This is a genomic window from Streptoverticillium olivoreticuli subsp. olivoreticuli (assembly GCF_003391135.1).
In the GTDB taxonomy this organism is placed as follows: Bacteria; Actinomycetota; Actinomycetes; order Streptomycetales; family Streptomycetaceae; genus Streptomyces; species Streptomyces blastmyceticus.
This window is the reverse complement of record NZ_CP031455.1, coordinates 6111610-6134156: the sequence shown is the minus strand read 5'-3', so window position 1 is coordinate 6134156 and position 22547 is coordinate 6111610. Positions and strand designations below refer to the sequence as shown.

18 protein-coding genes are annotated in these 22547 nt (G+C 71.1%); 11 read left to right on the top strand and 7 right to left on the bottom strand.

Features of this window, described 5'->3' with window-relative positions; translation table 11 throughout:
• Positions 1-179: 179 nt before the first annotated feature.
• Positions 180-2219, bottom strand: a complete 2040-nt coding sequence (locus DXZ73_RS27325; protein ID WP_116213691.1) for an ABC transporter family substrate-binding protein — start codon at positions 2217-2219, stop codon at positions 180-182.
• A gap of 308 nt (positions 2220-2527) precedes the next feature.
• Here DXZ73_RS27325 and DXZ73_RS27320 point away from each other — a divergent pair, with 308 nt between their 5' ends.
• The 5 genes from DXZ73_RS27320 to DXZ73_RS39630 all read left to right on the top strand — a co-directional run bounded on the left by DXZ73_RS27320 (position 2528) and on the right by DXZ73_RS39630 (position 8532).
• A complete protein-coding gene (locus tag DXZ73_RS27320) occupies positions 2528-2812 on the top strand; it encodes a hypothetical protein (protein ID WP_116213690.1) in 285 nt (94 codons plus the stop codon).
• Between the two features lie 58 nt (positions 2813-2870).
• Positions 2871-3710 carry a hypothetical protein gene (locus tag DXZ73_RS27315; protein ID WP_116213689.1) on the top strand — a complete coding sequence of 280 codons (840 nt, stop codon included), beginning with the start codon at positions 2871-2873 and terminating at the stop codon, positions 3708-3710.
• 15 nt (positions 3711-3725) lie between these two features.
• Positions 3726-5669 carry a fumarate reductase/succinate dehydrogenase flavoprotein subunit gene (locus DXZ73_RS27310; protein ID WP_116213688.1) on the top strand — a complete coding sequence of 648 codons (1944 nt, stop codon included), beginning with the start codon at positions 3726-3728 and terminating at the stop codon, positions 5667-5669.
• Positions 5666-6433, top strand: a complete 768-nt coding sequence (locus DXZ73_RS27305) for a succinate dehydrogenase/fumarate reductase iron-sulfur subunit (protein WP_116213687.1) — start codon at positions 5666-5668, stop codon at positions 6431-6433. The genes DXZ73_RS27310 and DXZ73_RS27305 overlap by 4 nt, the downstream gene beginning before the upstream one ends.
• An 89-nt stretch (positions 6434-6522) precedes the next feature.
• Positions 6523-8532, top strand: coding sequence for a TPM domain-containing protein (locus DXZ73_RS39630; RefSeq protein ID WP_116213686.1), 2010 nt, complete (start codon positions 6523-6525; stop codon positions 8530-8532).
• Positions 8533-8542: 10 nt separating this feature from the next.
• On the opposite strand, the gene DXZ73_RS27295 is transcribed toward DXZ73_RS39630, so the two are convergent.
• The 6 genes from DXZ73_RS27295 to DXZ73_RS27270 form a co-directional block, all read right to left on the bottom strand.
• On the bottom strand, positions 8543-11062 hold the full coding sequence (locus DXZ73_RS27295) for a SpoIIE family protein phosphatase (protein WP_116213685.1): 2520 nt from the start codon (positions 11060-11062) through the stop codon (positions 8543-8545).
• A 191-nt stretch (positions 11063-11253) separates the two neighbouring features.
• Positions 11254-11673 (bottom strand): ATP-binding protein, encoded by a 420-nt coding sequence (locus DXZ73_RS27290; RefSeq protein WP_116215890.1) that lies wholly within the window; start codon positions 11671-11673, stop codon positions 11254-11256.
• Between the two features lie 186 nt (positions 11674-11859).
• Positions 11860-12258 (bottom strand): (deoxy)nucleoside triphosphate pyrophosphohydrolase, encoded by a 399-nt coding sequence (locus DXZ73_RS27285; protein WP_116213684.1) that lies wholly within the window; start codon positions 12256-12258, stop codon positions 11860-11862.
• Positions 12259-12286: 28 nt separating this feature from the next.
• On the bottom strand, positions 12287-12466 hold the full coding sequence (locus DXZ73_RS27280) for an SPOR domain-containing protein (RefSeq protein WP_116213683.1): 180 nt from the start codon (positions 12464-12466) through the stop codon (positions 12287-12289).
• A 307-nt stretch (positions 12467-12773) separates the two neighbouring features.
• On the bottom strand, positions 12774-14417 hold the full coding sequence (locus tag DXZ73_RS27275; RefSeq protein ID WP_240351507.1) for an APC family permease: 1644 nt from the start codon (positions 14415-14417) through the stop codon (positions 12774-12776).
• Positions 14418-14745: 328 nt separating this feature from the next.
• Positions 14746-15498 (bottom strand): GntR family transcriptional regulator, encoded by a 753-nt coding sequence (locus DXZ73_RS27270; RefSeq protein WP_116215889.1) that lies wholly within the window; start codon positions 15496-15498, stop codon positions 14746-14748.
• A 361-nt stretch (positions 15499-15859) separates the two neighbouring features.
• Here DXZ73_RS27270 and DXZ73_RS27265 point away from each other — a divergent pair, with 361 nt between their 5' ends.
• The 6 genes from DXZ73_RS27265 to DXZ73_RS27240 all read left to right on the top strand — a co-directional run bounded on the left by DXZ73_RS27265 (position 15860) and on the right by DXZ73_RS27240 (position 22499).
• Positions 15860-16804 carry an alpha/beta fold hydrolase gene (locus DXZ73_RS27265; protein ID WP_116213681.1) on the top strand — a complete coding sequence of 315 codons (945 nt, stop codon included), beginning with the start codon at positions 15860-15862 and terminating at the stop codon, positions 16802-16804.
• Positions 16805-16872: 68 nt separating this feature from the next.
• The gene (locus DXZ73_RS27260) at positions 16873-17448 is read left to right on the top strand and encodes a Uma2 family endonuclease (protein ID WP_116213680.1); all 576 of its coding nucleotides are present in this window, start codon (positions 16873-16875) and stop codon (positions 17446-17448) included.
• A 175-nt stretch (positions 17449-17623) separates the two neighbouring features.
• Complete coding sequence (locus DXZ73_RS27255) at positions 17624-18133, top strand: SgcJ/EcaC family oxidoreductase (protein WP_116215888.1); 510 nt, start codon at positions 17624-17626, stop codon at positions 18131-18133.
• A gap of 85 nt (positions 18134-18218) precedes the next feature.
• The gene (locus tag DXZ73_RS27250) at positions 18219-18488 is read left to right on the top strand and encodes a type II toxin-antitoxin system Phd/YefM family antitoxin (RefSeq protein ID WP_116213679.1); all 270 of its coding nucleotides are present in this window, start codon (positions 18219-18221) and stop codon (positions 18486-18488) included.
• Positions 18481-18744, top strand: a complete 264-nt coding sequence (locus DXZ73_RS27245) for a type II toxin-antitoxin system RelE family toxin (RefSeq protein WP_116213678.1) — start codon at positions 18481-18483, stop codon at positions 18742-18744. The genes DXZ73_RS27250 and DXZ73_RS27245 overlap by 8 nt, the downstream gene beginning before the upstream one ends.
• Before the next feature lie 236 nt (positions 18745-18980).
• Positions 18981-22499, top strand: a complete 3519-nt coding sequence (locus DXZ73_RS27240) for an ATP-binding protein (protein WP_162890351.1) — start codon at positions 18981-18983, stop codon at positions 22497-22499.
• Positions 22500-22547 lie beyond the last annotated feature (48 nt).

Here is a 22547-nt window from a genome sequence, read left to right as displayed (position 1 = left end):
CTTCTCCCGGAATCGTGGATGGCGGCGCGTACGGTCCGGTACGCGTGCCTGCCGGGCAGAACACGCCACGGCCTCTCAGCCTCCATGGTACGGGCCCGGGCCGACTTCGGCGGCCCGGGGATGCGTACGAGTACTCTGACCTGCTCTTATTCTTTGAACCTGGCCGGAATCGAGCCCGCTCAGCCCCTGAAGCCCAGGTCCTGGTACCGCGGAGTGGCGAAGCCGAACGCCCCGGCGTTGGCCACGGTGTCGCGGGCGGCGACCAGCTCGGGGCGCTGGTAGAGGGGGATCGAGCCGGCCGCCGCCCAGATCCGGGCGTCCGCGCGGTCGACGAGCTCGCGGGAGACGTCCGCGTCCAGCTCGGTCGACGCCTGCTCGAAGAGCTGGTCGATCTGGTCCGTGCCGACCCGGGTGTAGTTCTGTTCCACCAGCAGCGAGCCGTCGGCCGCGGGCTGCGGCTTGGCGAAGACGGGCCGCGCGTCGGTCGCGGGGAAGGCGGTGGCGGGCCAGGAGTAGAGGGCGAGGTCGTAGGTGCCCGCTGCGATGTGGTCCTTGAAGTAGCCCGAGTCGCCGACCTTGGTGATGTCGGTGCGGATGCCGACCGCTTCCAGGCGCTGGGCGATGCGCTCGCCGACGGCCCGCACCGGCTCGGCGCCCGAGCCCTCCGGCAGGATGAAGCGGAGGGTGAGCTTCTTGCCGTCCTTCATCCGGACCGGGGCGGCGGCCGCCTTGCCGCCGGTGTCGCGGGAGCCCTTCTCGTCGACGTCCCCCGGCTGCCCGGTGCGCTCCTCGCGCTCCTGCCGCTCCGCGGCCGACTCCTCGGCGGCGTCCGCGCCCGGTTCGTCGCCGGTCCGGGTGCCCTCCTCGTCCTCCGCCGGGTCGGTGTCGCGGCCGGGACGGCCCGCCTTGTCCGCTTCCGCCTGCCTCCTCGCCAGCGCCGAGCCGCGGGGGCCCTTCTCCTGCCAGCCCGCGTCCGCGAGCAGCGCCTCGGCGGCCTTGGGGTCGGGCCCGCCGATGGCGTCGCTGTTGTCCTCGTACCCCTGCTGGCCGGCCATGAAGAGGTGGCTGCCGAGCGGGGCGGCGGGCAGCCCGAGCGGCGCCAGCACCGACTCGGCGAGGTCCTTGCGGTCGATGGCGCGGGCCACCGCGCGGCGGACCCGCTCGTCGGACAGCGGGCCGGAGGCGCCGTTGAGGGCGAGCTGGGTGTAGGCGGGCTCCAGGGACCTGCGGACGGCCAGCCCGCGCAGCGCCTCCGCCTCGGGGGGCCTGCCCACCACGGCCCTGTTCCCCTTCTCCCCGTCCCCCTTCTTCAGGGGCTTGTTCGCGGCAATGATGCGGTTCGCGACGGACGGGTTCACCTCGGCGAGGTCGAGCTTGCCGTCGGCCAGCGCGTCGGCCCGCTCGCCGCTCGGCACGGCCCGCAGCACGAGGCGGTCCAGCTTGGCCCGGTCGCCCCACCACTTCGGGTCGCGCACGAGCGTGAGCGTGCCCTCGTCCTTGTCGCGGGAGTCGACCCGGAAGGGGCCCGCGGAGACCTTCAGCTCGTTGCGGGCGCTGTCGTTGAAGCCGCCCGGGCTGCCCATCACGGACCTCGGGTAGAGCGGGGTGAAGAGCGAGGGCCAGTCGGCGAAGGGCTTGGCGAAGGTGACCTTGACCTCCTGGGCGTTCGTGCCCCGCTCGATCCGGTCGATGCGGTCGTAGCCGGCGTTGCGCGCCGTCCAGTACGCGCTGTCCTTGCCGCGCAGCGCCTTCCACTGGGCCTCGAAGTCGGCGGCGGACAGGGCCTTCCCGTCGCTCCAGGCCGCCTTGGGGTTGAGCTTGTAGACGACGACCTGCCGGGGCTCGCGCTCGACGACGGTGGCGGCCGTCAGGTAGTCGGCATCGCGCTGCGGCCGGCCGCGCCGGTCCATGGTGAACAGGGCGGGCAGCACCGCGCCCGCGACCCGCTGGGTGGCGGTGTCGGCGTCGGCCTGGAAGGTGTTGAAGGTCGCGGGCAGCGCGTCCACCGCCCAGCGCAGGGTGCCGCGGTCGGCGACCTTGGCCCGGGGGGCGGCGGCGATGTCGGGCGGGGTGACCGAGCCCTCGGCGCCGTCGTGGTCCGCGCCGCCGCAGCCGGCCAGGACGGGCAGCGGGAGCAGGACGCCCGCGGCGAGCAGCACGGCGGAGCGGCCCGTACGGGACCGGGCCAGGGTCGAGAGAGGGGCCGAGAGGGGTGCCATGGGATACCTCCGCCGGACGGGGCCGGCTGCCGGACGGTGCTCGATCGGCGCAATGCGCGGTTGATCGCATCTACCGACAACCACTGAAGGCGACGGGCATGGCGGAGAAGCGCCGACACGGCGCCGCCGGCCCGTACGCCACCCACGTGGGCGAACGATGCCCCGGGCCCCCGGCGCGGGGGGAACGCCTCCCCCGAAAGGGCGATCGCGAACGCTATCTTCCCCCGGAGGGGTGTGACGCGCGACACTCACTGTCGCAACACCGTCGCCACCCGCAACCGCCGACCGCGGAAGTGAGGGCAGGACCCATGTCCCTGAACGATGAAGTGACGGCAGTCCAGCGCTGCCTGGACGACCTCGGCCGGGCGCTCGCACGGCTCGAACCCCTCCTGGGCGCCAGGGACCTGGAGCTGCGACGCGTGCGCACCGACGCCGCCCACCTGCGCGAGAGCGTCACGCTCCTGCGCTCCGCCCACCCCACCGACCAGCCTCGCCCCGAGCCGGTGCAGGTCCCCGACGCCCCGTACGACGCCTCGCTGTGGAAGGACGCCGACGAGGAGGGGCTCGGGGCCCACGACCGGCACGCCCCCTGACACCCCCGGGCAGCGCGGCGAGAGACCGACCACCACCCACTCCTCCCCGGAGTCCCACTTGGCCACTGGTACCGATCCCCGGACAGGCACCGCCCCCAGCCCGGCCCCCGGCGGTGTGCACCACGCGTCGCGCGCCGCGATCGCCGCCCGCCACCTGCGCACCGACCGGTGGTGGCTCGCCCCCGCGGCCACGGCCGCCGGGCTGCTGGCGTTCGTCGTCTACTCCACCTGGCGGGCGTTCGCCAACGGCGACTACTACGCCGCCCCGTACGTCTCCCCGTTCTACTCCCCCTGCATCGCGAAGAACTGCGTCCCCATGAAGGACGGCGCGGACTGGGGCCTCTTCGGCTCGTGGTGGGGGCTGTCACCGGCCCTGCTGGTCCTGATCTTCCCGCTGGGCTTCCGGCTGACCTGCTACTACTACCGCAAGGCGTACTACCGCGGCTTCTGGGCCTCGCCCCCGGCCTGCGCGGTCGCCGAGCCGCACAAGAAGTACAGCGGGGAGACCCGCTTCCCGCTGATCCTCCAGAACGTCCACCGCTACTTCTTCTACTTCGCGGTGATCGTCGCGGGCATCCTCACCTATGACGCGGTGCTCGGCTTCCGCAACGCGCGGGGCGAGTGGGGCCACATGGGGCTCGGCACGCTGGTGCTGCTCGCCAATATCGCCCTGATCTGGGCGTACACCCTCTCCTGCCATTCGTGCCGGCACATCGTCGGCGGCCGGCTGCGCAATTTCTCCCGGCACCCGGTCCGCTATCGCATGTGGGGCTGGGTCAGCGCGCTCAACGCCCGCCACATGCAGCTGGCCTGGGCCTCGCTGGTCAGCGTGGGGGTCGCCGACTTCTACGTCTATCTCGTCGCCAGTGGCGCCTTCGACGATCCGCGCTTTTTCTAGAGAGGGGCAATCTTGATGTCGCGTACGGCCCGGCAATCCTGGGACGTGGTCGTGGTCGGTGCCGGAGGCGCGGGGCTGCGGGCCGCCATCGAGGCCCGGGAGCAGGGCCTGCGCTGCGCGGTGATCTGCAAGTCCCTGTTCGGCAAGGCCCATACGGTCATGGCCGAGGGCGGCATCGCCGCCAGCATGGGCAACGTCAACCAGGGCGACAACTGGCAGGTCCACTTCCGCGACACCATGCGCGGCGGCAAATTCCTCAACCAGTGGCGGATGGCCGAGCTGCACGCCCAGGAGGCGCCCGAGCGGGTCTGGGAGCTGGAGACCTGGGGCGCGCTCTTCGACCGCACCCCCGACGGGCGGATCTCGCAGCGCAACTTCGGCGGCCACGAGTACCCGCGGCTGGCGCACGTCGGCGACCGCACGGGCCTGGAGCTGATCCGCACCCTCCAGCAGAAGATCGTCTCGCTGCAGCAGGAGGACCACCGGGAGACCGGTGACCACGAGTCCCGGCTGAAGGTCTTCCAGGAGTACACGGTCACCCGCCTGCTCAAGAGCGGCGACCGGATCTCCGGCGCCTTCGGCTACGAGCGCGAGTCCGGCCGCTTCTTCACCCTCGAGGCGCCTGCCGTGGTGCTGGCCACCGGCGGCATCGGCAAGTCCTTCAAGGTGACGTCCAACTCCTGGGAGTACACGGGCGACGGGCACGCGCTCGCGCTGCTGGCCGGGGCGTCGCTGATCAACATGGAGTTCGTGCAGTTCCACCCGACCGGCATGGTCTGGCCGCCGTCCGTCAAGGGCATCCTGGTCACCGAGTCCGTGCGCGGCGACGGCGGGGTGCTGCGCAACAGCGACGGCAAGCGGTTCATGTTCGACTACGTCCCGGACGTCTTCAAGGAGAAGTACGCCGAGTCCGAGGCCGAGGGCGAGCGCTGGTACGAGGACCCCGACCACAACCGCCGCCCGCCCGAGCTGCTCCCCCGCGACGAGGTGGCCCGCGCCATCAACTCCGAGGTGAAGGCGGGCCGCGGCAGCCCGCACGGCGGGGTCTTCCTGGACATCTCCAGCAGGCTGCCCGCCGAGGAGATCCGCCGCAGGCTCCCCTCCATGCACCACCAGTTCAAGGAGCTGGCGGACGTGGACATCACCGCCGAGCCGATGGAGGTCGGGCCCACCTGCCACTACGTGATGGGCGGGGTGGACGTCGACCCGGACACGGCCGCGGCGGTCGGCGTGCCCGGCCTCTTCGCCGCGGGCGAGGTCGCGGGCGGCATGCACGGCTCCAACCGGCTGGGCGGCAACTCCCTCTCCGACCTGCTGGTCTTCGGACGGCGGGCCGGGCTGCACGCCGCCCGGTACGCGGCGGGGCTCGCGGCGGCGGACCGGCCGGCCGTGGCCGACGCCGACATCGAGGCGGCCGAGGCGGAGGCGCTGCGCCCGTTCGGCGTGGAGGGCGGCGACCCGGCCGTCTCGCACGGCGCGGCGGAGAATCCGTACGCCCTCCACCAGGAGCTCCAGCAGTCGATGAACGACCTGGTGGGCATCATCCGCAAGGGCCCCGAGATGTCGGAGGCGCTGCGCCGGCTGGCGGCGCTGCGGGAGCGCTCCCGGCGGGCGGGGGTGGAGGGCCACCGGCAGTTCAACCCCGGCTGGCACCTGGCCCTGGACCTGCGGAACATGCTGCTGGTCAGCGAGTGCGTGGCGCGCGCGGCCCTGGAGCGCACCGAGAGCCGGGGCGGGCACACCCGCGACGACCACCCGGCGATGGACCGGCAGTGGCGGCGGGTGAACCTCGTGTGCCGGCTGTCGGAGGAGAGCCCGGGCTCCGCGGCGGCCGATTCCCTGCTGGGTCTGGTGCGGGTGGCGCGCCGCGAGATGCCGCCGATCCGCGGTGACCTGCTGGCGCTCTTCGAGAAGGACGAGCTGGTGAAGTACCTGACGGACGAGGAGCTGACGACTTGAGCTACGACGCCCATTTCCGGGTCTGGCGGGGTGACGCGGACGGCGGGGGTCTCGTCGACTACACCGTGGCCGTCCACGAGGGCGAGGTGGTCCTCGACGTCATCCACCGGCTCCAGGCCACCGAGGCCGCCGACCTGGCCGTCCGGTGGAACTGCAAGGCGGGCAAGTGCGGTTCGTGCAGTGCGGAGATCAACGGCCGGCCGCGGCTGATGTGCATGACCCGGATGTCGTCCCTCGACCCGGACGAGACGGTGACGGTCACCCCGATGCGGGCCTTCCCGGTGCTGCGGGATTTGGTGACGGACGTGTCCTTCAACTACGCGAAGGCGCGCGAGGTGCCCGCGTTCGTACCGCCGCCGGGGGTGGCGCCCGGGGACTACCGGATGAAGCAGGAGGACGTCAGCCGGTCGCAGGAGTTCCGCAAGTGCATCGAGTGCTTCCTGTGCCAGGACACCTGCCATGTGGTGCGCGACCACGAGGAGAACAAGACCGCCTTCGCCGGGCCCCGCTTCCTGATGCGCGTCGCCGAGCTGGACATGCACCCCCTGGACGCGGCGGACGGGGCGGGCATCGACCGCAAGCGCACCGCGCAGGACGAGCACGGGCTGGGCTACTGCAACATCACCAAGTGCTGCACGGAGGTCTGCCCCGAACACATCAAGATCACCGACAACGCCCTGATCCCCCTCAAGGAGCGGGCCGCCGACCGTAAGTACGACCCACTGGTGTGGCTCGGGAACAAGATCCGGCGCCGCGGGGAGTGAGCCCGGCGCAAGCCGGGCGCGAACACGCTCCGTGGAGGGCTCCGAGCTCCCGGTAGCGAGTCGGGCAGTACCGCCATACGCTCCCAAATGTGACACGGCTTTCCAGGCGGTACGGGCCGGGGGCGCCGGGCCGGGCCAGGGTCAGGGCCCCCCTCGCCCTCCTCACGCTGTGCGCGCTCCTGGTCCCGGCCCCGCCCTCCCGTGCCGACACGCCCCTCGACCTGGACACCGGCGGCCGGATCACCGACACCGTCGGCGCCCTCGGGCAGCGCCGCACACAGGTCACCAGCGCCCTGAACCGGCTCCACACCGCCCACCACATCCAGCTGTACGTCACCTATGTGCGCGACTTCTCCGGCCGCTCCGGGCACGACTGGGCGAACGCCACCGCCGACCGCAACGGCCTCGGCCCGCACGACGTGCTGCTCGCCATCGCCACCCACGAGCAGCAGTACGCGGTCTCCGCCGCCCCCGACTCCGGCTTCCGCCAGGAGCAGCTGAGGGCCGTCGCCGGCACCGCGATCGCGCCCGCCCTGGCCCAGCACGACTGGGCGGGCGCCGCCATCGGCGCCGCCGAGGGCTACGGCGCCGTGCTCCAGGGCAAGCCGGTCCAGCTCCCCGCGATCTCGCCCGGCAGCAGCGACCCGGGCGGCGACGGGCTGGTGCCGGGCCACCGCCGGGTCTGGCTGCCGGTGACCGTGGCGGTCCTGGCCCTGCTGACCGGGCTCTACCTCTGCTTCTGCTCCCGCCGGGCGGCCCGCCGCCGCGCCGCCCGGCGGGAGCGGCCCACCGTCGCCACCTCGACCCCGCCCGGCCTCGCCCGGATGGCCCAGCCGCTCACGCCGTTGCCCGCGCTGGAGGCCGAGGCCGCGCGGAACCTCGTCGAGACCGACGACGCGGTCCGTACGAGCGCCGAGGAACTCCTCTTCACGACCGCACAGTTGGGCAAGTCGGCCACCCGCCCCTTCGCCGAGGCCGTCGCCTACGCGAAGAGCGAACTCGCCCACGCCTTCCGGCTGCGGCAGGGCCTGGACGACGCGCCGTACGAGGACGAGGAGATCCGCCGCCGCACCCTGGACGAGATCTGCTCGCACTGCACCAGCGCCAACCGCCGGCTGGACGCGGAGTCCGCGGCCTTCGACCGGCTGCGGGCCCTGAAGGTCAACGCCACCGGCATCCTGGAGCACGCCGAGGGCACCGCGCGGGCGCTCGGGCCGCGCGTCGATGTCGCGGAGGCCGCGCTGGCCTCCCTCGCCGACTGCTGCGCCACCACCGCGCTCTCCCCCGTGGCCCGGCACCCCGCCGAGGCCCGCGACCGTCTCGCCTTCGCCACGGCGGGCCTGGCGGAGGCGCGGCGCGCCCTGGCGGAGGGTGACTCGGACGGCGCGGCGATCTCCCTGCGCGCCGCCGAGGCCGCCCTCGCGCAGGCCCGCACGCTCACCACCTCGGCGCTGCGCCGGGCCCGCGAGCTCACCGGCACGGCCGCCCGGCTGCCGGTCGCCCTGGCCGACGCGGAGGCGAGCCTGCTGGCCGCCCGGGCCGCGGGCACCGCGGACGCCGAGCGGGTGGCGGCCGCCGAAGCGGCCCTCGTGGCGGCGCACCGGGAGATCGCGGGCGGGCGCTACGACCCCCGGGCGGTGCTGCGGCGCCTGCAGGAGACGGCCGCCGTCCTCGACGCGGAGGCCGGGGACCACGCCGACGAGGGGCGCGCCCGGCGGCGCGTGGAGCGGGCGCTGGGCGCCGCGCGGGGCGAGGTGGCGGCGGCGCGGGACTTCATCAGCACCCACCGGGGCGCGATCGGCTGCCGCGCCCGCACCCGGCTGGCCGAGGCGGAGCGCCATCTGGCCGTGGCCCGCGCCCTGGTGCCCGTGGGCGGCCGGGCGGTCCTCCACGCGACGGGCGACGCGGACTCCCTGGCCCGCCAGGCCCGCGCCCTCGCCGAACACGACGTCGCCGACTACGCCACCCCGTACGACCCGCACACCCCCCACCCCGCCCGGGCCCTCTGCGGGGCGCTGCTGGGCGGCATCATCCTGACGGGCCTCCTCCCCGCGACGTTCGGCGGCGGCGCGACGAGGGGCCGTCTGGCGGCGGACTGAGGGGCCCGGTTCAGTACAGGCTCATCAGCGCCTCCACCGCGTCCGGCGTGGGGGTGTCACCGTCAGGCAGGGCCAGTTCGAACCACACCGTCTTCCCGTGCGGCGTGCGCCGGCTGCCCCACGCCGAGCTGAGCAGCCCCACGAGCTGGAGCCCGCGCCCCCCTTCGTCCGTGTCGCGCGCCCGGCGCCGCCGGGGCTGGACCAGCCCGCCGTCCCAGACCTCGCACACCAGCGTCCGGTCGAGGAGCAGCCGCAGCCGGATCTCGCCCTCGCCGTACCGCAGGGCGTTGGTGGCCAGCTCGCTGACCAGCAGTTCCGTGGTGTCCACGAGGCTCTCCAGGCCCCAGGAGAGCAGTTGCTCGCGCGCCAGTTCACGGGCCCGGGCCACGGAACGGGCGTCGGGCGGCAGCGTCCAGTCGCCGACGCAGTCCGCGGGCAGGCCCCGCAGCCGCGCCATGAGCAGCGCGATGTCGTCCTCGCCGTGGTGGGTGTCCAGCGCGCCGAGTACGTGGTCGCAGACGTCCTCCAGCGGGCGCGAGGGGTCGGTGAGGGCGTCGCGGAACGCCTCCAGGCCCTCGTCCAGCGGGTGGTCGCGGGACTCCACGAGGCCGTCGGTGTAGAGGACGAGCAGCGCGCGGTCCGGCAGGTCGATCTCCACCTGCTCGAAGGGCTCGCCGCCGACGCCCAGCGGCATGCCGGGCGGCACGTCCAGCAGGAGCGCGGGCTCGCCCGCCTCGACGAGGACCGGCGGCAGGTGTCCGGCGTTGGCGACCGTGCAGCGCCGGGTGACCGGGTCGTAGACCGCGTAGACGCACGTGGCCAGATAGACCTCGGAGAGGTCGGCCGCCCGCACGCCGCCGCGCACGCCCCGCGACGCCGACTGCTTGCCGCCCGGCCGACCGAGGCCGTGGGCGATCTCGTCGAGCGCGGAGAGCACCTCGGCGGGCTCCAGGTCGAGCATGGCCAAGGTCCGCACGGCCGTGCGGAGTTCGCCCATGGCGACGGCGGCCCGCAGCCCGCGGCCCATGACGTCGCCGACGACCAGGGCGGTGCGGTGGCCGGGCAGCTCGATGACGTCGAACCAGTCGCCGCCCACCTCGGTGGCCGCGTTGGCCGGGAGATAGCGGCAGGCGATCTCCAGCCCGGCGGCGTCGGGGTCGCCCGGGGGCAGCAGGCTGCGCTGGAGGATCAGCGCGCGCTCGTGCTCGCGCCGGTAGAGCCAGGCGTTGTCGATGCAGACCGCGGCGCGCGCCGCGAGCTCCACGGCGAGCGCGGTGTCGCGCTCCCCGAACGGCTCGCTGCCCTTCGTACGGGAGAACCGCGCCAGCCCGACCACCGTGTCCCGGGCGACCATCGGCACCGCGAGCGTCGACTGCACGACCGCGCCCAGCTCCGGGCCGTCCTCGCGCTCGCGGCTCGGGACCACCTGCACCTGCGCGGTGCGCAGCGCCCCGGCGTACGGCGAGTGGAAGGCGTAGCGGTGCACCTCGCCGACCTGTACGGGCTTGTCGGCGCCGTCGACGGGCACGCCGGAGACCGCGCTGGCGTAGGCGACGCGACGCAGCTCGCCGCTGCCGTCGGCGAGGCCGGGCGGCGCCTCGTCACCGGCGAGCAGCCCCTGGTAGAGGTCGACGGAGGCGAGGTCGCAGAACTGGGGCACGGCGACGTCCAGCAGCTCCCGGGCGGTGGTCTCCAGGTCCAGGGAGTTGCCGATGCGCGCGCCCGCCTCGTTGAGCAGCGCGAGGTTGCGGCGCACGCCCGCGGCCTCCCGCTCCGCGCGGCGGCGCCCGGTGACGTCGGTGGCGAGCGCGGCCACCCCGATGGGCCGTCCGCTGCCGCTGTGCAGCCGGTAGAGCGAGACGGACCAGCGGCGGCGCTCGCTCTGGCCGGGCACCGGCCCCACGAGCTGGACGTCGGACACCGGCCGCCCGGTGTCGAGGACCTGTCGCAGCGCCGCGGTCAGCCGCTCGGCCTCGCCGCGGGGCAGGAAGTCGTGCGGGGTGCGGCCGCGGTGCCAGGCGGCGGGGCGGCCGAAGGTCTGGGCGAAGCTCTCGTTGACGCGGAGCAGGGTGAGGTCCGTGCCGAAGAAGAAGAATCCCAGGGGAGATTGGCCGAAAACGGCCTCGGAGGCCGCGATGTCGGTCTCTATTCCCCGCAGCGCCCGGGCGTCCACGGCCACGCAGAGCGCGCCGCGCTCGCCGTTCTCGCTCCGGGTGGGCATCACATAGATCTCGGCCAGCCCCGGTGACCGTTCGCCGCGTGGATAGGGCACGATGCCCGTCCACTCCCGGCCGTCGAGCCCGCCCTCGCCCAGGAACGGGGCGGCGGCGGGGTCCGGACCCCGCCTCGCCCCCGGCGCGGCGGGGGCGAAGATCTCCAGGGGGTCCTTGCCGACGGCGTGCCGGGCCGCTATTCCGAAGAGCTCCGCCGCGCGCTCGCTCCACTGCTGGATGCGCCCGTCGGCGCCCAGGGAGAACGAGGCCACGCGGATGTAGTCGTAGAGGGATCCCGGCGGGCTGTTCTGCCACATCGCGGTGGCCTGTGTTCCCTCCGGCGTACCGCTCGCCGTACCCGCTGGCTTTTCGCTCACGTGCCCGTCCCCTCCGGCTCATGTGCTCGCACCGGCATCAGAAGCCCGAGTATCCAGCACCGGGGCCTCTCGGAACACGGACTTCACGATCACAGCACGGTCTCAACCCGCTATGTCTCCCCAGGGGGTTACTAACCGGGCAGGCCCAGCTCGAACCACACGGTCTTGCCGGTGTTTCCCCTGCGCGTTCCCCACCGGCGGGATGTGCATGCCACCAATTGCAGGCCGCGTCCGCCCTCGTCGTCGGGGTGGGCCGCGCGCTCCTGGGGCGGGTCGGGCAGCGGGTCGGAGACCTCGACGAGCAGGACGGGGCCGGCGCGGGAGTACATCCGTACGCCGATGGGGCCGCTCGCGTACCGCAGGGAATTGGTGACCAGCTCGCTGACCAGCAGCACCGTCACATCGGTGACCGCCTCGAGGCCCCAGTCGCGCAGGGTGTCGCGCACGAGCGTACGAGCGGTCCGTACGGCGCCCGCCTCGGCGGGGAAGCTCCACTCGGCGAATCCGGGCGTGGACGCCAGGGTCCCTGCGCTGTCGCTCACGCCGACCACTTCCCAGACCGCTGCGAACCCCACCGGGATTGCCCCGGTTCGGGGAGAATAATCAGCACATACCCGATATGGCAGGCCGACTATCTTCTTGGCGGCGGCGGGCGGGGTCTGTGACACGGATGGAGTACGGCGCGACGGGCGGGTGACGGGGCCCGGCCAAGATCGCATGGCCCCGGCGGGCGGCCCCTACGCGCCCGCGAGCAGGCGGACGGCCGCCGCCACGGCGGGCCTGTCCTCGTCCAGCCAGTCGACCTCGTCGACGCGGTCGGGCGTCAACCAGCGCACCTCGTCGTGGTCCTGAAGGGCGCGCACCGTGCCCGAGACGAGCTTCGCCGTCCACACGTGCAGCACGAACGGCGGCCGCAGGGGCCACTCCCCCGCGACCCGCTCCAGCGGCTCGACCTCGACGCCGAGCTCCTCGCGCAGCTCCCGGACCAGCGCCTGCTCGGCCGTCTCACCGGGTTCGAGCTTGCCTCCGGGCAGCTCCCAGCGACCGGCCAGCTCGGGCGGCGCACTGCGCCGCGCGGCGAGCAGCCGCCCCTGGTCGAACACCGCTCCACCCACCACCACACGCGCCGTCGTCATGGGGTGCAGCCTATGCGCCGGGCTCGCGTCAGGAGACCGCGCGCCCCACCCGCACGACGACGTAGAGCTGTCGGCGGCCACCGGCGTCGAGCCGGTCGGCGACCTCCTCGGCCTCCGTCTTCGTGGCATAGCGCCCGACGCGGTAGCGGTTGCCGTTGCCCTCCTGACGGATCACCAGCCAGGGCAGGACCGGTCCGCTGTCAGTCATCGCCCCCGCCTTCCCGCCGCCGTGCCCACCGGCGCATACCGTCTGGCGTTTCCCGGAGAAACCGCAGTCCGCATATGCCCGAGCCTACGCCCGACCTTTACTCAGCGGATACGCTTTTTCACGAAGAGGTACGCATTTGGCCAAGCGGTCCCTCGCCGCTTCCCCGAGGCCGCTCCTGGCCGTTACCCGGACTTGCCCGCGGCATGCGCACGCGCAACCGCCGGATCTCCCCCGGAACGCCGCAGGGGGCGGTCGCAGGCCCGTCGTGGACCCGTGACCGCCCCCTGCGGGGACACTGCTTGCGGAGTTACGCCTTGGCGTCCGAGAGCGCGGCTTCCTCGTGCTCCTGCTCGGCGCGCATCTCCTTCTCGGTCTCGACCAGGGTGGGGTTGCGCCAGGCGCTCCGTACGCCCCACATGTAGAAGCCGAGCGCGAGCAGCACGACGACGGCGATGTCCCAGCCCTGGGCCAGGTAGCCCTTGCCGCCGAACTCCGTGCCGCCGGCCCACGACACAAAGGCCATGACCAGCAGGTACGCGACCATCCAGACGCCGGCCTTGAGGTGCGGCTTGAGCTCGGCCCACGGCTTGCGCAGCTCGTACCAGGCCCAGATCGGCAGGCCGACGGCCATGATCAGGATGACCTTGCCGGTGAGCGGCCAGCGGGCCCAGTACAGGACCAGCGAGCCGAAGACCATCGCGACGGGGGCGATGACCGGCATGGCCTTCAGCATGACCGGGCGCTTGATGTCCGGCGCGATGCGGCGCAGCGACATCACGGCGACGGGGCCGGTGATGTACGAGATGACGGTGGCCACCGAGACGATCTCGGCGAGCGAGCCCCAGCCGCGGAAGACGGCCAGGAACATGAACGCGACGACGAGGTTGAGCAGCAGCGCCGGGCGCGGCACGCCGGTCTTCTTGTCGACCTTGCCGAAGACGCCGGGCAGGTGGCCGTTCTCCTGCACGCCCTGGATCATGCGCGAGGTGGTGGCGGCGTAGATCATGCCCGTGCCGGACGGGGAGATGAAGGCGTCCGCGTACAGCAGCATCGCGAGCCAGTTCAGGCCCCAGGCGACGGCCAGGTCGGCGAGCGGCGAGTTGTAGATCTTGCCCAGGTCCACCCAGCCGTGGCTGGAGAGGTCGCTCGCCGGCACGGCCATCAGGAAGGCGATCTGGAGCGCGATGTAGATGACCAGCGCGATCAGGATCGAGCTGATGACGGCCTTCGGCAGCGACTTGCCCGGGTTGCGGGCCTCGCCGGCCATGTTCAGCGGGGACTGGAAGCCGTTGAAGGCCCAGACGATGCCGGAGAGCGCGACCGCGGTGAAGACCGAGCTCCAGCCGTTCGGCGTGAAGCCGCCCGCGGACTCGATGTTCTTGGTGTCGAAGTGCGCCCACATCAGGGCGCCCGCGGTCAGGACCGGGATGACGACCTTGAACACGGTGATCGCGTTGTTGGTCTTCGCGAAGAGGGTGATCGCGAACCAGTTGAGGAAGAAGTAGAAGAGCAGCAGGACGCTGGCCAGCGCCACACCGCTGCCCGTCAGCTCCTTGCCGTCGTACAGCTCCTTGGCCCAGCTCCACTTCCAGGAGCTCATGTACTGCACGGAGGCGGTCGCCTCACCGGGGATGACGGAGACGATCGCGATCCAGTTGGCCCACGCGGCGAGGTAGCCGGCGAGCGAGCCGTGCGAGTACTGGCCGTAGCGGACCATGCCGCCGGCCTTGGGGAACATCGCGCCGAGCTCGCTGTAGGTGAGCGCGATGGTCAGTGCGACGGCCGCGCCTATGACCCAGGCGAGGATCGCGGCGGGACCGGCGATGGCCGCGGCCCGCTGGGCGCCGAAGAGCCAGCCGGAGCCGATGATCGACCCGAGGCCGACGGCGGTCAACGCCACCGGACCGAGGGTCCGGCGGTAGTTGGAGTGGGAACCCTGCTCGGTACTCAACGCCCCGGATCTCCTTTGCTTTCTTCTCCCCCACGGGCAGGACACAAACCGCGCCATCGTACGAGCGATTTGGACGATTGCATTCCGCGAAAAGGCTCTGACCTGGCCGTATGTGAGGTTTGCAACACTAAAAAACGCCCTGCCCTATCGGGGCAAAGCGGTACACAATGCACACTTCCTACCTGCCGGTACAGATCGGGGAGTGGATCACGGGCGGCCGAAAACCGATCTTCAGGACGCGTACGCCGGACGTCCGGAGGCAGTTCACGCGGACTTCATGGCCGCTTGACGAGCAGGTGGTAGCGGACGCGGGTCCGGCGCGGCCTGGCTATTTGACCGGCAGGTGGTACGCGACGCGATAGCGCTCGGCGAGCACCACCACATCCGCCGTCTCGACCGGACAGCCGCCCGCGAAATAGGTGCGCGAGACCACCACCACGTAGTGCCCGGGGACGCCGCCGAGTGCCAGCACCTCCTCCGCGAGGCCGGGCCGCGCGCTGACCTCCTCCGCGACGTTGTCGACGATCAGGTCGATGGCGGCCATCCGCTCGACGACACCGCGCCCGGCCAGCGGCCCCTCCTCGGGGAGCATCACGGGCGTGCGCCCGGTGAGCGCGAGGGGCTCCCAGGAGGTGGAGAGCATCACCGGCTCGCCCCCGGCCCGGAAGAGATAGTCGGTGCGCATCGCGCGGTCGCCCGCGGCGACGCGCAGCCTGCGCGCCAGCACGGAGTCCACCGCGACCTGCTCGCTGCGCGACTCCCAGGTGCCCTTGACCCTGCTGTCGGCCTGCTCCTGACGGAACGGCGTGGACTCGCCGGCCGTGCGGTAGCCCGTACGCGCCAGGGCTCGCGGCACGGGCTGCTCGCGCACATAGGTGCCGGACCCGGATCTCCCCTCCACCAGACCCTCGGCCATCAGGACCTTGCGGGCCTCCAGGGCGACGGTGTCCGAGACGCCGTACTGCTCGCGGATGCGGGCCTGGGAGGGGAGGCGTGTGTGCGGCGGCAGCTCGCCTGCGACGATCTTCTGGCGAAGATCACCGGCGACTCGGAGGTATGCGGGCTGGTCACCGAAGGCCACGGCCACTCCCAACAGGTTGACAGTCCGCAACAGCTTGGCAACCCTGGGTTGCGATGCGCAACTACAGGCCAAGGATTCACTAGATGCAGTGAATTGCAGTTCAGGGACGTGTAGTTGGCGGCGAGAGCAGCATGTGCGACCGGCACTCCCCCCAGGCACTTCTGCAATTATGCGCCGCACGCTCACCATCCGATACCGCGCGTCCGCCACTCTCCGTGACGGAGCGGCAAGGTCGTCAACTACCGCTCCGGGCGCTCCAGTTGCCTCCCGAGGGCCTCTGGCCGATCTCCCCCGATGTTGTTATCTTCATCGAAATCACAGGGTTTGAAGTTCAAACCCACCGGGTTGAGGGGGAAGCGAAATGTCGACGGACACCGACACGGCACCGGATCCGGTCACGGGCGTCACGGGCGTCACGAGCGGGGAAACCACCGACACCCATCTGGCGGCGTCCCTGGACGGCGCCTTCAGCAGCCGGTACGCGAAGGTCAACGGGGTCGGACTGCACTATGTGACGGGCGGCGAGGGGACCCCGCTGGTCCTGCTGCCCGGCTGGCCCGAGACGTGGTGGGAGTACCGCAAGGTCATGCCCGCCCTGGCCGAGCGCCATCAGGTCATCGCGGTCGACATCCGGGGCATGGGCGGCTCGGAGAAGCCGCGGTCCGGCTTCACGAAGAAGAACATGGCCCGGGACGTCCACGAGCTGGCCCGCCACCTCGGCCACGAGCGGATCAATATCGCCGGGCACGGCATCGGTGCCATGGTCGCCTTCGCCCACGCCGCCAACCACCCGGCGGCCACGGCGAAGGTGGCGATCCTCAACACCACCCACATCGACGACAGTTACTACGACTTCCCCATGGTCCCCCGCCCCGGCGACCAGGGCCCCCACCGCTGGTGGCTCGCCTTCCAACAGGTCCAGGACCTCCCGGAGCAGCTCCTCGCCGACGGCCGCTACCGCCACCTCGTCGACTACATGTTCAACCTGAGCCTGCTGAACCCGGACGCGATCACCCCGCGCGACCGCGACATCTACGCCCGCGCCTACTCCGCGCCGGAGGCGATCCGCGCCGGCCAGGGCTGGTTCCAGGCCTACCGCGAGGACATCGCGGACTTCAACGCCTACCCCAAGGTGACCGCCCCGATGCTGGGCCTGGCCTACGGCGCCTTCTACGACTACATGCGCCGCGCCCTCCCCGCCCAGGGCACGGACGTCGAGGTCAAGGAGATCAAGAACACCCGCAACTACCTGGTGGAGGAACAACCGGAAGCGGTGACGGAGGCGCTGCTGGACTTCTTCGGGTGACGCGGGCAGGCGAGCGCACTGCCCGGGATCTCGTGGCCGGGGCCCGGCCGAATCGCTACGGTGGAGCCATGACCGCCCTGCCTGACTGGATGCATCCGCCCCGGCCCGAGGGCTGGGTCGCGGAGGATCTGGACCGACTCCCGCATGCGCCACGGCACACCGAGCTGATCGACGGAGCCCTTGTATTCATGATGTCGCCGCAGCGGTCCTGGCATGGCCGCCTTGTCACCGTTCTGACCGCGACCCTCATGGATCGGGCACCGACCGGCATCGAGATCGAGCGCGAGATGACGATCCGTCTCGACGAACACAACCGCCCCGAACCCGATGTTCTGGTGACCACCGCTCCCTTCGCCCCCGACCGCACCTGGTTCGCGCCGGAGGAGGTGCAGCTGGTGGTGGAGGTGGTCTCACCCGAGTCCGCGCACCGCGACCGGACAGTGAAGCTACACAAGTACGCCAAAGCGGGGATTCCGAATTACTGGTGCATCGAGGAGGAGGACGGCGCACCGGTCGTCCACGTCTACGAGCTGGACGGGCCGACCGGCCGCTACGCCCCGGCCGGGATCTTCCGGGGCACCCTGAAGCGTCCCGTGCCGTTCGACATCGAGCTCGACCTGGACGCGCTCGTTCCCGGCAAGTGAACGGCCGCCCGGGGCGGTGACGAACGTAAGGGCCGAGCTCACCGGAGCTCGGCCCTTACGTGTGTGCCGGTGACGAGCCCTGCCCCGCTTGCCGTCGGTCGGCGTGCCCTGGTCCCTGCGGGAGGTGATGCTGAAAGCGGACTTGATCGTTCCGCTGAGGATCACCGGAGGACCCATGACACGGAGAACCCCCGTCCGGACAGCCGTCGTCGCCGCCGCGGTTCTGCTCGCCGGCGCGGGTCCGGCCCACGCCGCCGGGGGTCCGCCCCCTGACGCGCGTACGGCGCACCACGCGGTTGTCGCGAAGCCCACCCCGCGGCGGATCGCCGCCCTGTTCGACCGGTGGAACGCGGCGCTGGCCACACGGAACGCCCGTGCCGTCGCGGCTCTCTACGCGCCCGACGCCGTCCTGCTGCCGACGCAGTCGTCAGAGATCCGCACCACTCACGACAGAATCGTCGACTACTTCGAGCACTTCCTCCAGCAGAAGCCCCAGGGCAGGATCCAGGAGCGGCACATCACCGTTCTCGGTCCCAGGTCGGCGATCGACACCGGCCTGTACCAGTTCACCCTGACGGACAAGAACGGCAAGGCCGGCAAGACCGACGCGCGCTACACATTCGTCTATGAACTGCGCGGCGGGCACTGGCTGATCGTCAACCACCACTCGTCGGTGGTGCCGTAGGGCCACCCCCAGGGACTCATCCGGCACGGGCCGATGGCAGCGAGAGCCGTTGTGTACACATGGTACATCCGGTACCCTTGAGCACATGACGCAGCCGCTGCCCATAGAGTCCATCCGTGACGTCCGCGCGCACTTGGCCGAAGTCGTCGAACGGGCCGACCGTGACGACGTGCCCACCGTGATCACACGACGGGGCAAGGAGGTCGCCGCCGTCGTCTCGATCGACGTCCTGCGCAAGTACCAGAAGTGGGAAGAGCAGGAGATCAACCGGATCATCGACGAGCGCATGGCGAACCGTTCGGCTGGCATCCCGATCGAGGACGTCATGAAGGAGACGCTGGCGCGCAGTGAGTAACTACCGCACCGTCTTTCGTCCCGAGGCCCATGCCGAGCTTCGAAAGATCCCACGGGACATGGCCCTGCGCATCCTGGCCAAGCTGACAGAGCTGGAGAGTGACCCCTTCGGCTTCAACACCACCGCACTCGTCTCCCAGCCGGAGCGCCGCCGCCTACGAGTCGGCGACTACCGGGTCGTCTACACCATCGACAACGGCGAACTGGTCGTGTGGGTCGTTCACGTCGGACATCGCTCCACCGTTTACGAGACCTGATCACCACTGACCCCGCGTCGGAATATCCAGCACCCATCCAGCACGGGAGCAGCGCAACCGCGCTTGCCTCCTTCGAAGGCTGGACAGCCACATCAGGGGCGAGAGCCACATAGCGTTCTGCACGACACCAGTCCCGGGTTCGAGGATCGCGGGGAGGACTGTCAGTGGGGTCCGGCATGCTGGAGGCAGCCCAGGGCAGAGGGGGAGACGTGGGTGGAGTTGACACAGCGCGGGGCATGGGGTTCCAGACAGCATGTGCCATTCTGCAACTGATTCGCACCCCGGAGCAGTATCCGGAGGCCGACACCTTTCGGGTTGAGGGCGCCGACGAAGCCATCGACTTCGAAGTACGAGACGTACAGGGGCAGCCGCTCTTGCTGGCCCAGGCCAAGACTCGGGTCGAGCCGGGCTCGTGGTCCGGCCCGGAGCTGGTGCGGCTCGCCCGTCGGTGGGGAGAGGCCGATCCGGGCGGCACGGCGGTGTTGCGGTTCCTCTCCGATGCTCCAGTGCACCCGTCATCGGGGCAGGCCGTGCGGGATGCGGCGGAGCTGGCCCGCACCGTTCCAGAACCGGACCGGTGGCTGGCCAAGTGCGCGGGCCTGCGGACCTCGATCACGCTCACCGCAGACGACCACGCGCTCCTGCGTCGGCTCGAGACCGACACCCGGATCGGCCCGTGGGAACAAGTCCTCGACCAGGCCCGGCTGGAGCTGTTGCGGATGTCCCCCACCGCCATGGCAGCGGCCGAGGTCGACGGCACCATCGACGCGTTGTTCGTGAAGATGTTTCAGTGGTCCGCGGACCGTCAACTCGCCCGACGTACGCTTCGGCTGGACGAGCTTCCGGGACTCCTGCATGGACACCGGACCGTGCCCGGGGCGAAGCCGGGCGAGCTGTCCGGACCAAGCCGCGCCCTGTTCCGCGGCGTACCCTCGGCCGCGGGCGTGCGCGGCAGGGAGCAGGAACTGACCGCACTGCGGGAGCGGTTCGAAAGAGACCCCGACACGGGGACGGTCCGCGTGGTCGTGTCCGGACTCGGGGGCATCGGCAAATCGAGTATCGCCCGGCTGTATGCCCACCGTTACCGGGATCAGTACGAATTTGTCTGGTGGATCCCCTCCGACACCCGGGAAGGCGTACTCGCCGCCTATCGGCGGATCGTCGCCGAGGAGCGACAGGAAGCCGAGCCGACCACAGAAGAGGAGGTCCTCGCCCAAGTCGGCTTCCGTCTCGCGCATCTGGGCACGCGACTGCTGCTCGTCTACGACAACGTCGCGAACCGGGAGCTGCTGCACGGGCTGCTGCCAGCCTGTGAGGGTACGCACGCACTGATCACCACCCGCGACTCGGCCTGGGCCGCGGCTGACGGTGGACTGGTCGTGAAACGGATGACCACCGAGGAGGCCACCGCCTGGGCCGGGGAGCGACTGCCGGATGTCTCCAAGACCGAGGTGTCCGAACTGGTCGACGCGGTGGAGGGCATCCCGCTCGGCATCGCCCAGGCCACCGGCTACATCGCGGCGACTCAGTGCCCGGTCGGTGTCTATCTGACAGAACTCGCCGCCTGCCGAGCCCGGTTGCTCGATGACTCCGGATTCGTGCCGCTCGACTACCAGGAGGGTGCGACGCTGACGGCGGCGGTGGCCCTCAGCGTCGGCAAGGTCCTAGATCAGGCGCTGCACTCGCCCGAGAATTCGGGACGGCATCTCGCCGCCGGCCTGCTCGCCCGCTGTGCTCTGCTCGCCCCGGACTTCATTCCGCTTCACCTCGCAACGCTCGACCTTCCGACCGGATCGGGCGTCTACAGTGCCGTGGCGGAGCTGCGCAGGTTCTCCCTGGTCGACCCCCGGGACGGCATGCTGGCAATCCATCGCATCGTCCAAGAGGTAGTCAGCGCGCTGATGGACGGCGAGGCCGTCGACATGATGCAAGAGCGCTTCCAGTACGAGCTGGTGAATCGGTTGGTGGACTGCCAGAAGCAGCACACGTGGACCGAAGCAGCCGCACTGATCGAGCATGCGGTACACGTGACGCATCACGTGATCGGCAGCGGCCACGCGGACGGCAGCACCGTGGCGTTGCTGGCGAATGTCGCGGGAGCGATCTCGAACATCCACGGCGATCTGGTGCGCAGTGAGGCGCTGTTGCGTGAGGCACTCGAGATCGTGGAACACGCCGACGAGGGGGCAGTGGACGATCCCGTGTACCGGCGGGCCGCGACGACGACCACACTGGCCCAGTGCCTTCTGAATCAGTCGCGGTTCGATGAGGCCGCGGAGGCGGCACGGATCAGCTGGAACCTGTTGGAAAGCAGGAACGCACTCGACGCTGAGGGCGTGCAGCACCTACTGCTGGCCCACGCAACCGACATGCGCGCGGCCGTGGCAACGGACCGCTTCGCCGACATCGCCCGCGCCAACGCCAGACTCGATGAGGTTCTGCAGCGCGAGGACGTGACCCCCTCAGTTGCCTTGGGGTTCCGGTTGGAACAAGTGCAGGTGCTCGTATGGATCCAGAACTGGGATGGCGCAGCCATGGCCATCGACCAGACCAAGGCGGAAGCCCCGGCAGAGGCGGAGACGAACGCGGAGCTGCACTTCCTGGACGCCATCGTGAAAGCGTCCACAGGCCAGCTGGAGGAGGCTCTCGCCGTCGCCGCAAGAATCCCCGAGCCCGCCGAGCGGGTAGCCGTGAACATCATGCGCCACCACGCGGACCACATGGTGGACACGGCCCATGCTGTGATGGTCGGCAGCCTCCACCGACAGAAGCACGAGCTGACCACTGACGTCTGGATCCTGCAGGCCGCAGAGTCATTGATCGACCGGGCCGAGGCCCTCCTCAGAGCGCACGCCGAAGCCGGGCCGGACGTACTGGCCTATGTCGTAAACCGGCGCGCAATTCTCGCCTGGACTCGGCATCTGCTGGGACATCCGGACGGAGATCCGGACCTGTGCCGCGCTCTCATACGAGAGAGTCTGGAGCTGTTCGAGGCAGCGGGACAGGCTCATGTACCGCTCGCGATCACCGCGCGCCAGTTCCTGGAACTGCACGAGCAGAGCTCCCATGACGAACCGTCCGAAACAGTGGGCGAGGACGGGCCTCCTCGCGTCCCGCTGCCACCGTCGAGCGGCAACGGTACACACCGGATATCCGAATACCCCTGGCGCGACGCCGTGGCCCTGACCCAGGCCGTTCCCCCGGATGCGCGCTTGGTGTATGGCCTGCTCGGAGCCACCTCCTACCACCTGGGCGGGCATGCGGCGCCCTCCTCCGCCTTCCTCGCCCTGGCGTTCGCCGCGGCTCTGCGCTCCATGGGCTTGGAATGCAGGCTGCTCCCGACCAGGTTGCGGGTGGCACGGGGTGACGACGAACCACTTGATCTGCCAGGCTGGCAGCAGCCGCCGATGGTTCTGCCGGACGGAGAGGTCCGCGGGCACGTGACCATCTGGTGCGAGGAAGCTGGGCGGCTGGTGGATCCGGCCCTGCTGCTCGGCCAGAGCCGATTCGCCCCCGGCACCACGGAGCGCAAGATCTTCCGGACCCCTGCGGTCTTGCCGGCGCCTGGACTGGAGACCCTGCTCAACGTCAGGCTGTCCACTCACCGTGAAGGGCACCTGCTCACATACGATTTCCGTCCCGACTGGGGCGACCGACTCGGTAACGTGGTCGCGTATCTGGACAAGACGGCGGTCGCCGACTTCGCGCGGCTGCTCGCCACCTCCGCAGCCCTTGCCACCAGCATCGATCGATAGCGGAGAAGACCCCGTGTGGCGGCTCCACGTCGCCTCTCTCAACCGTCT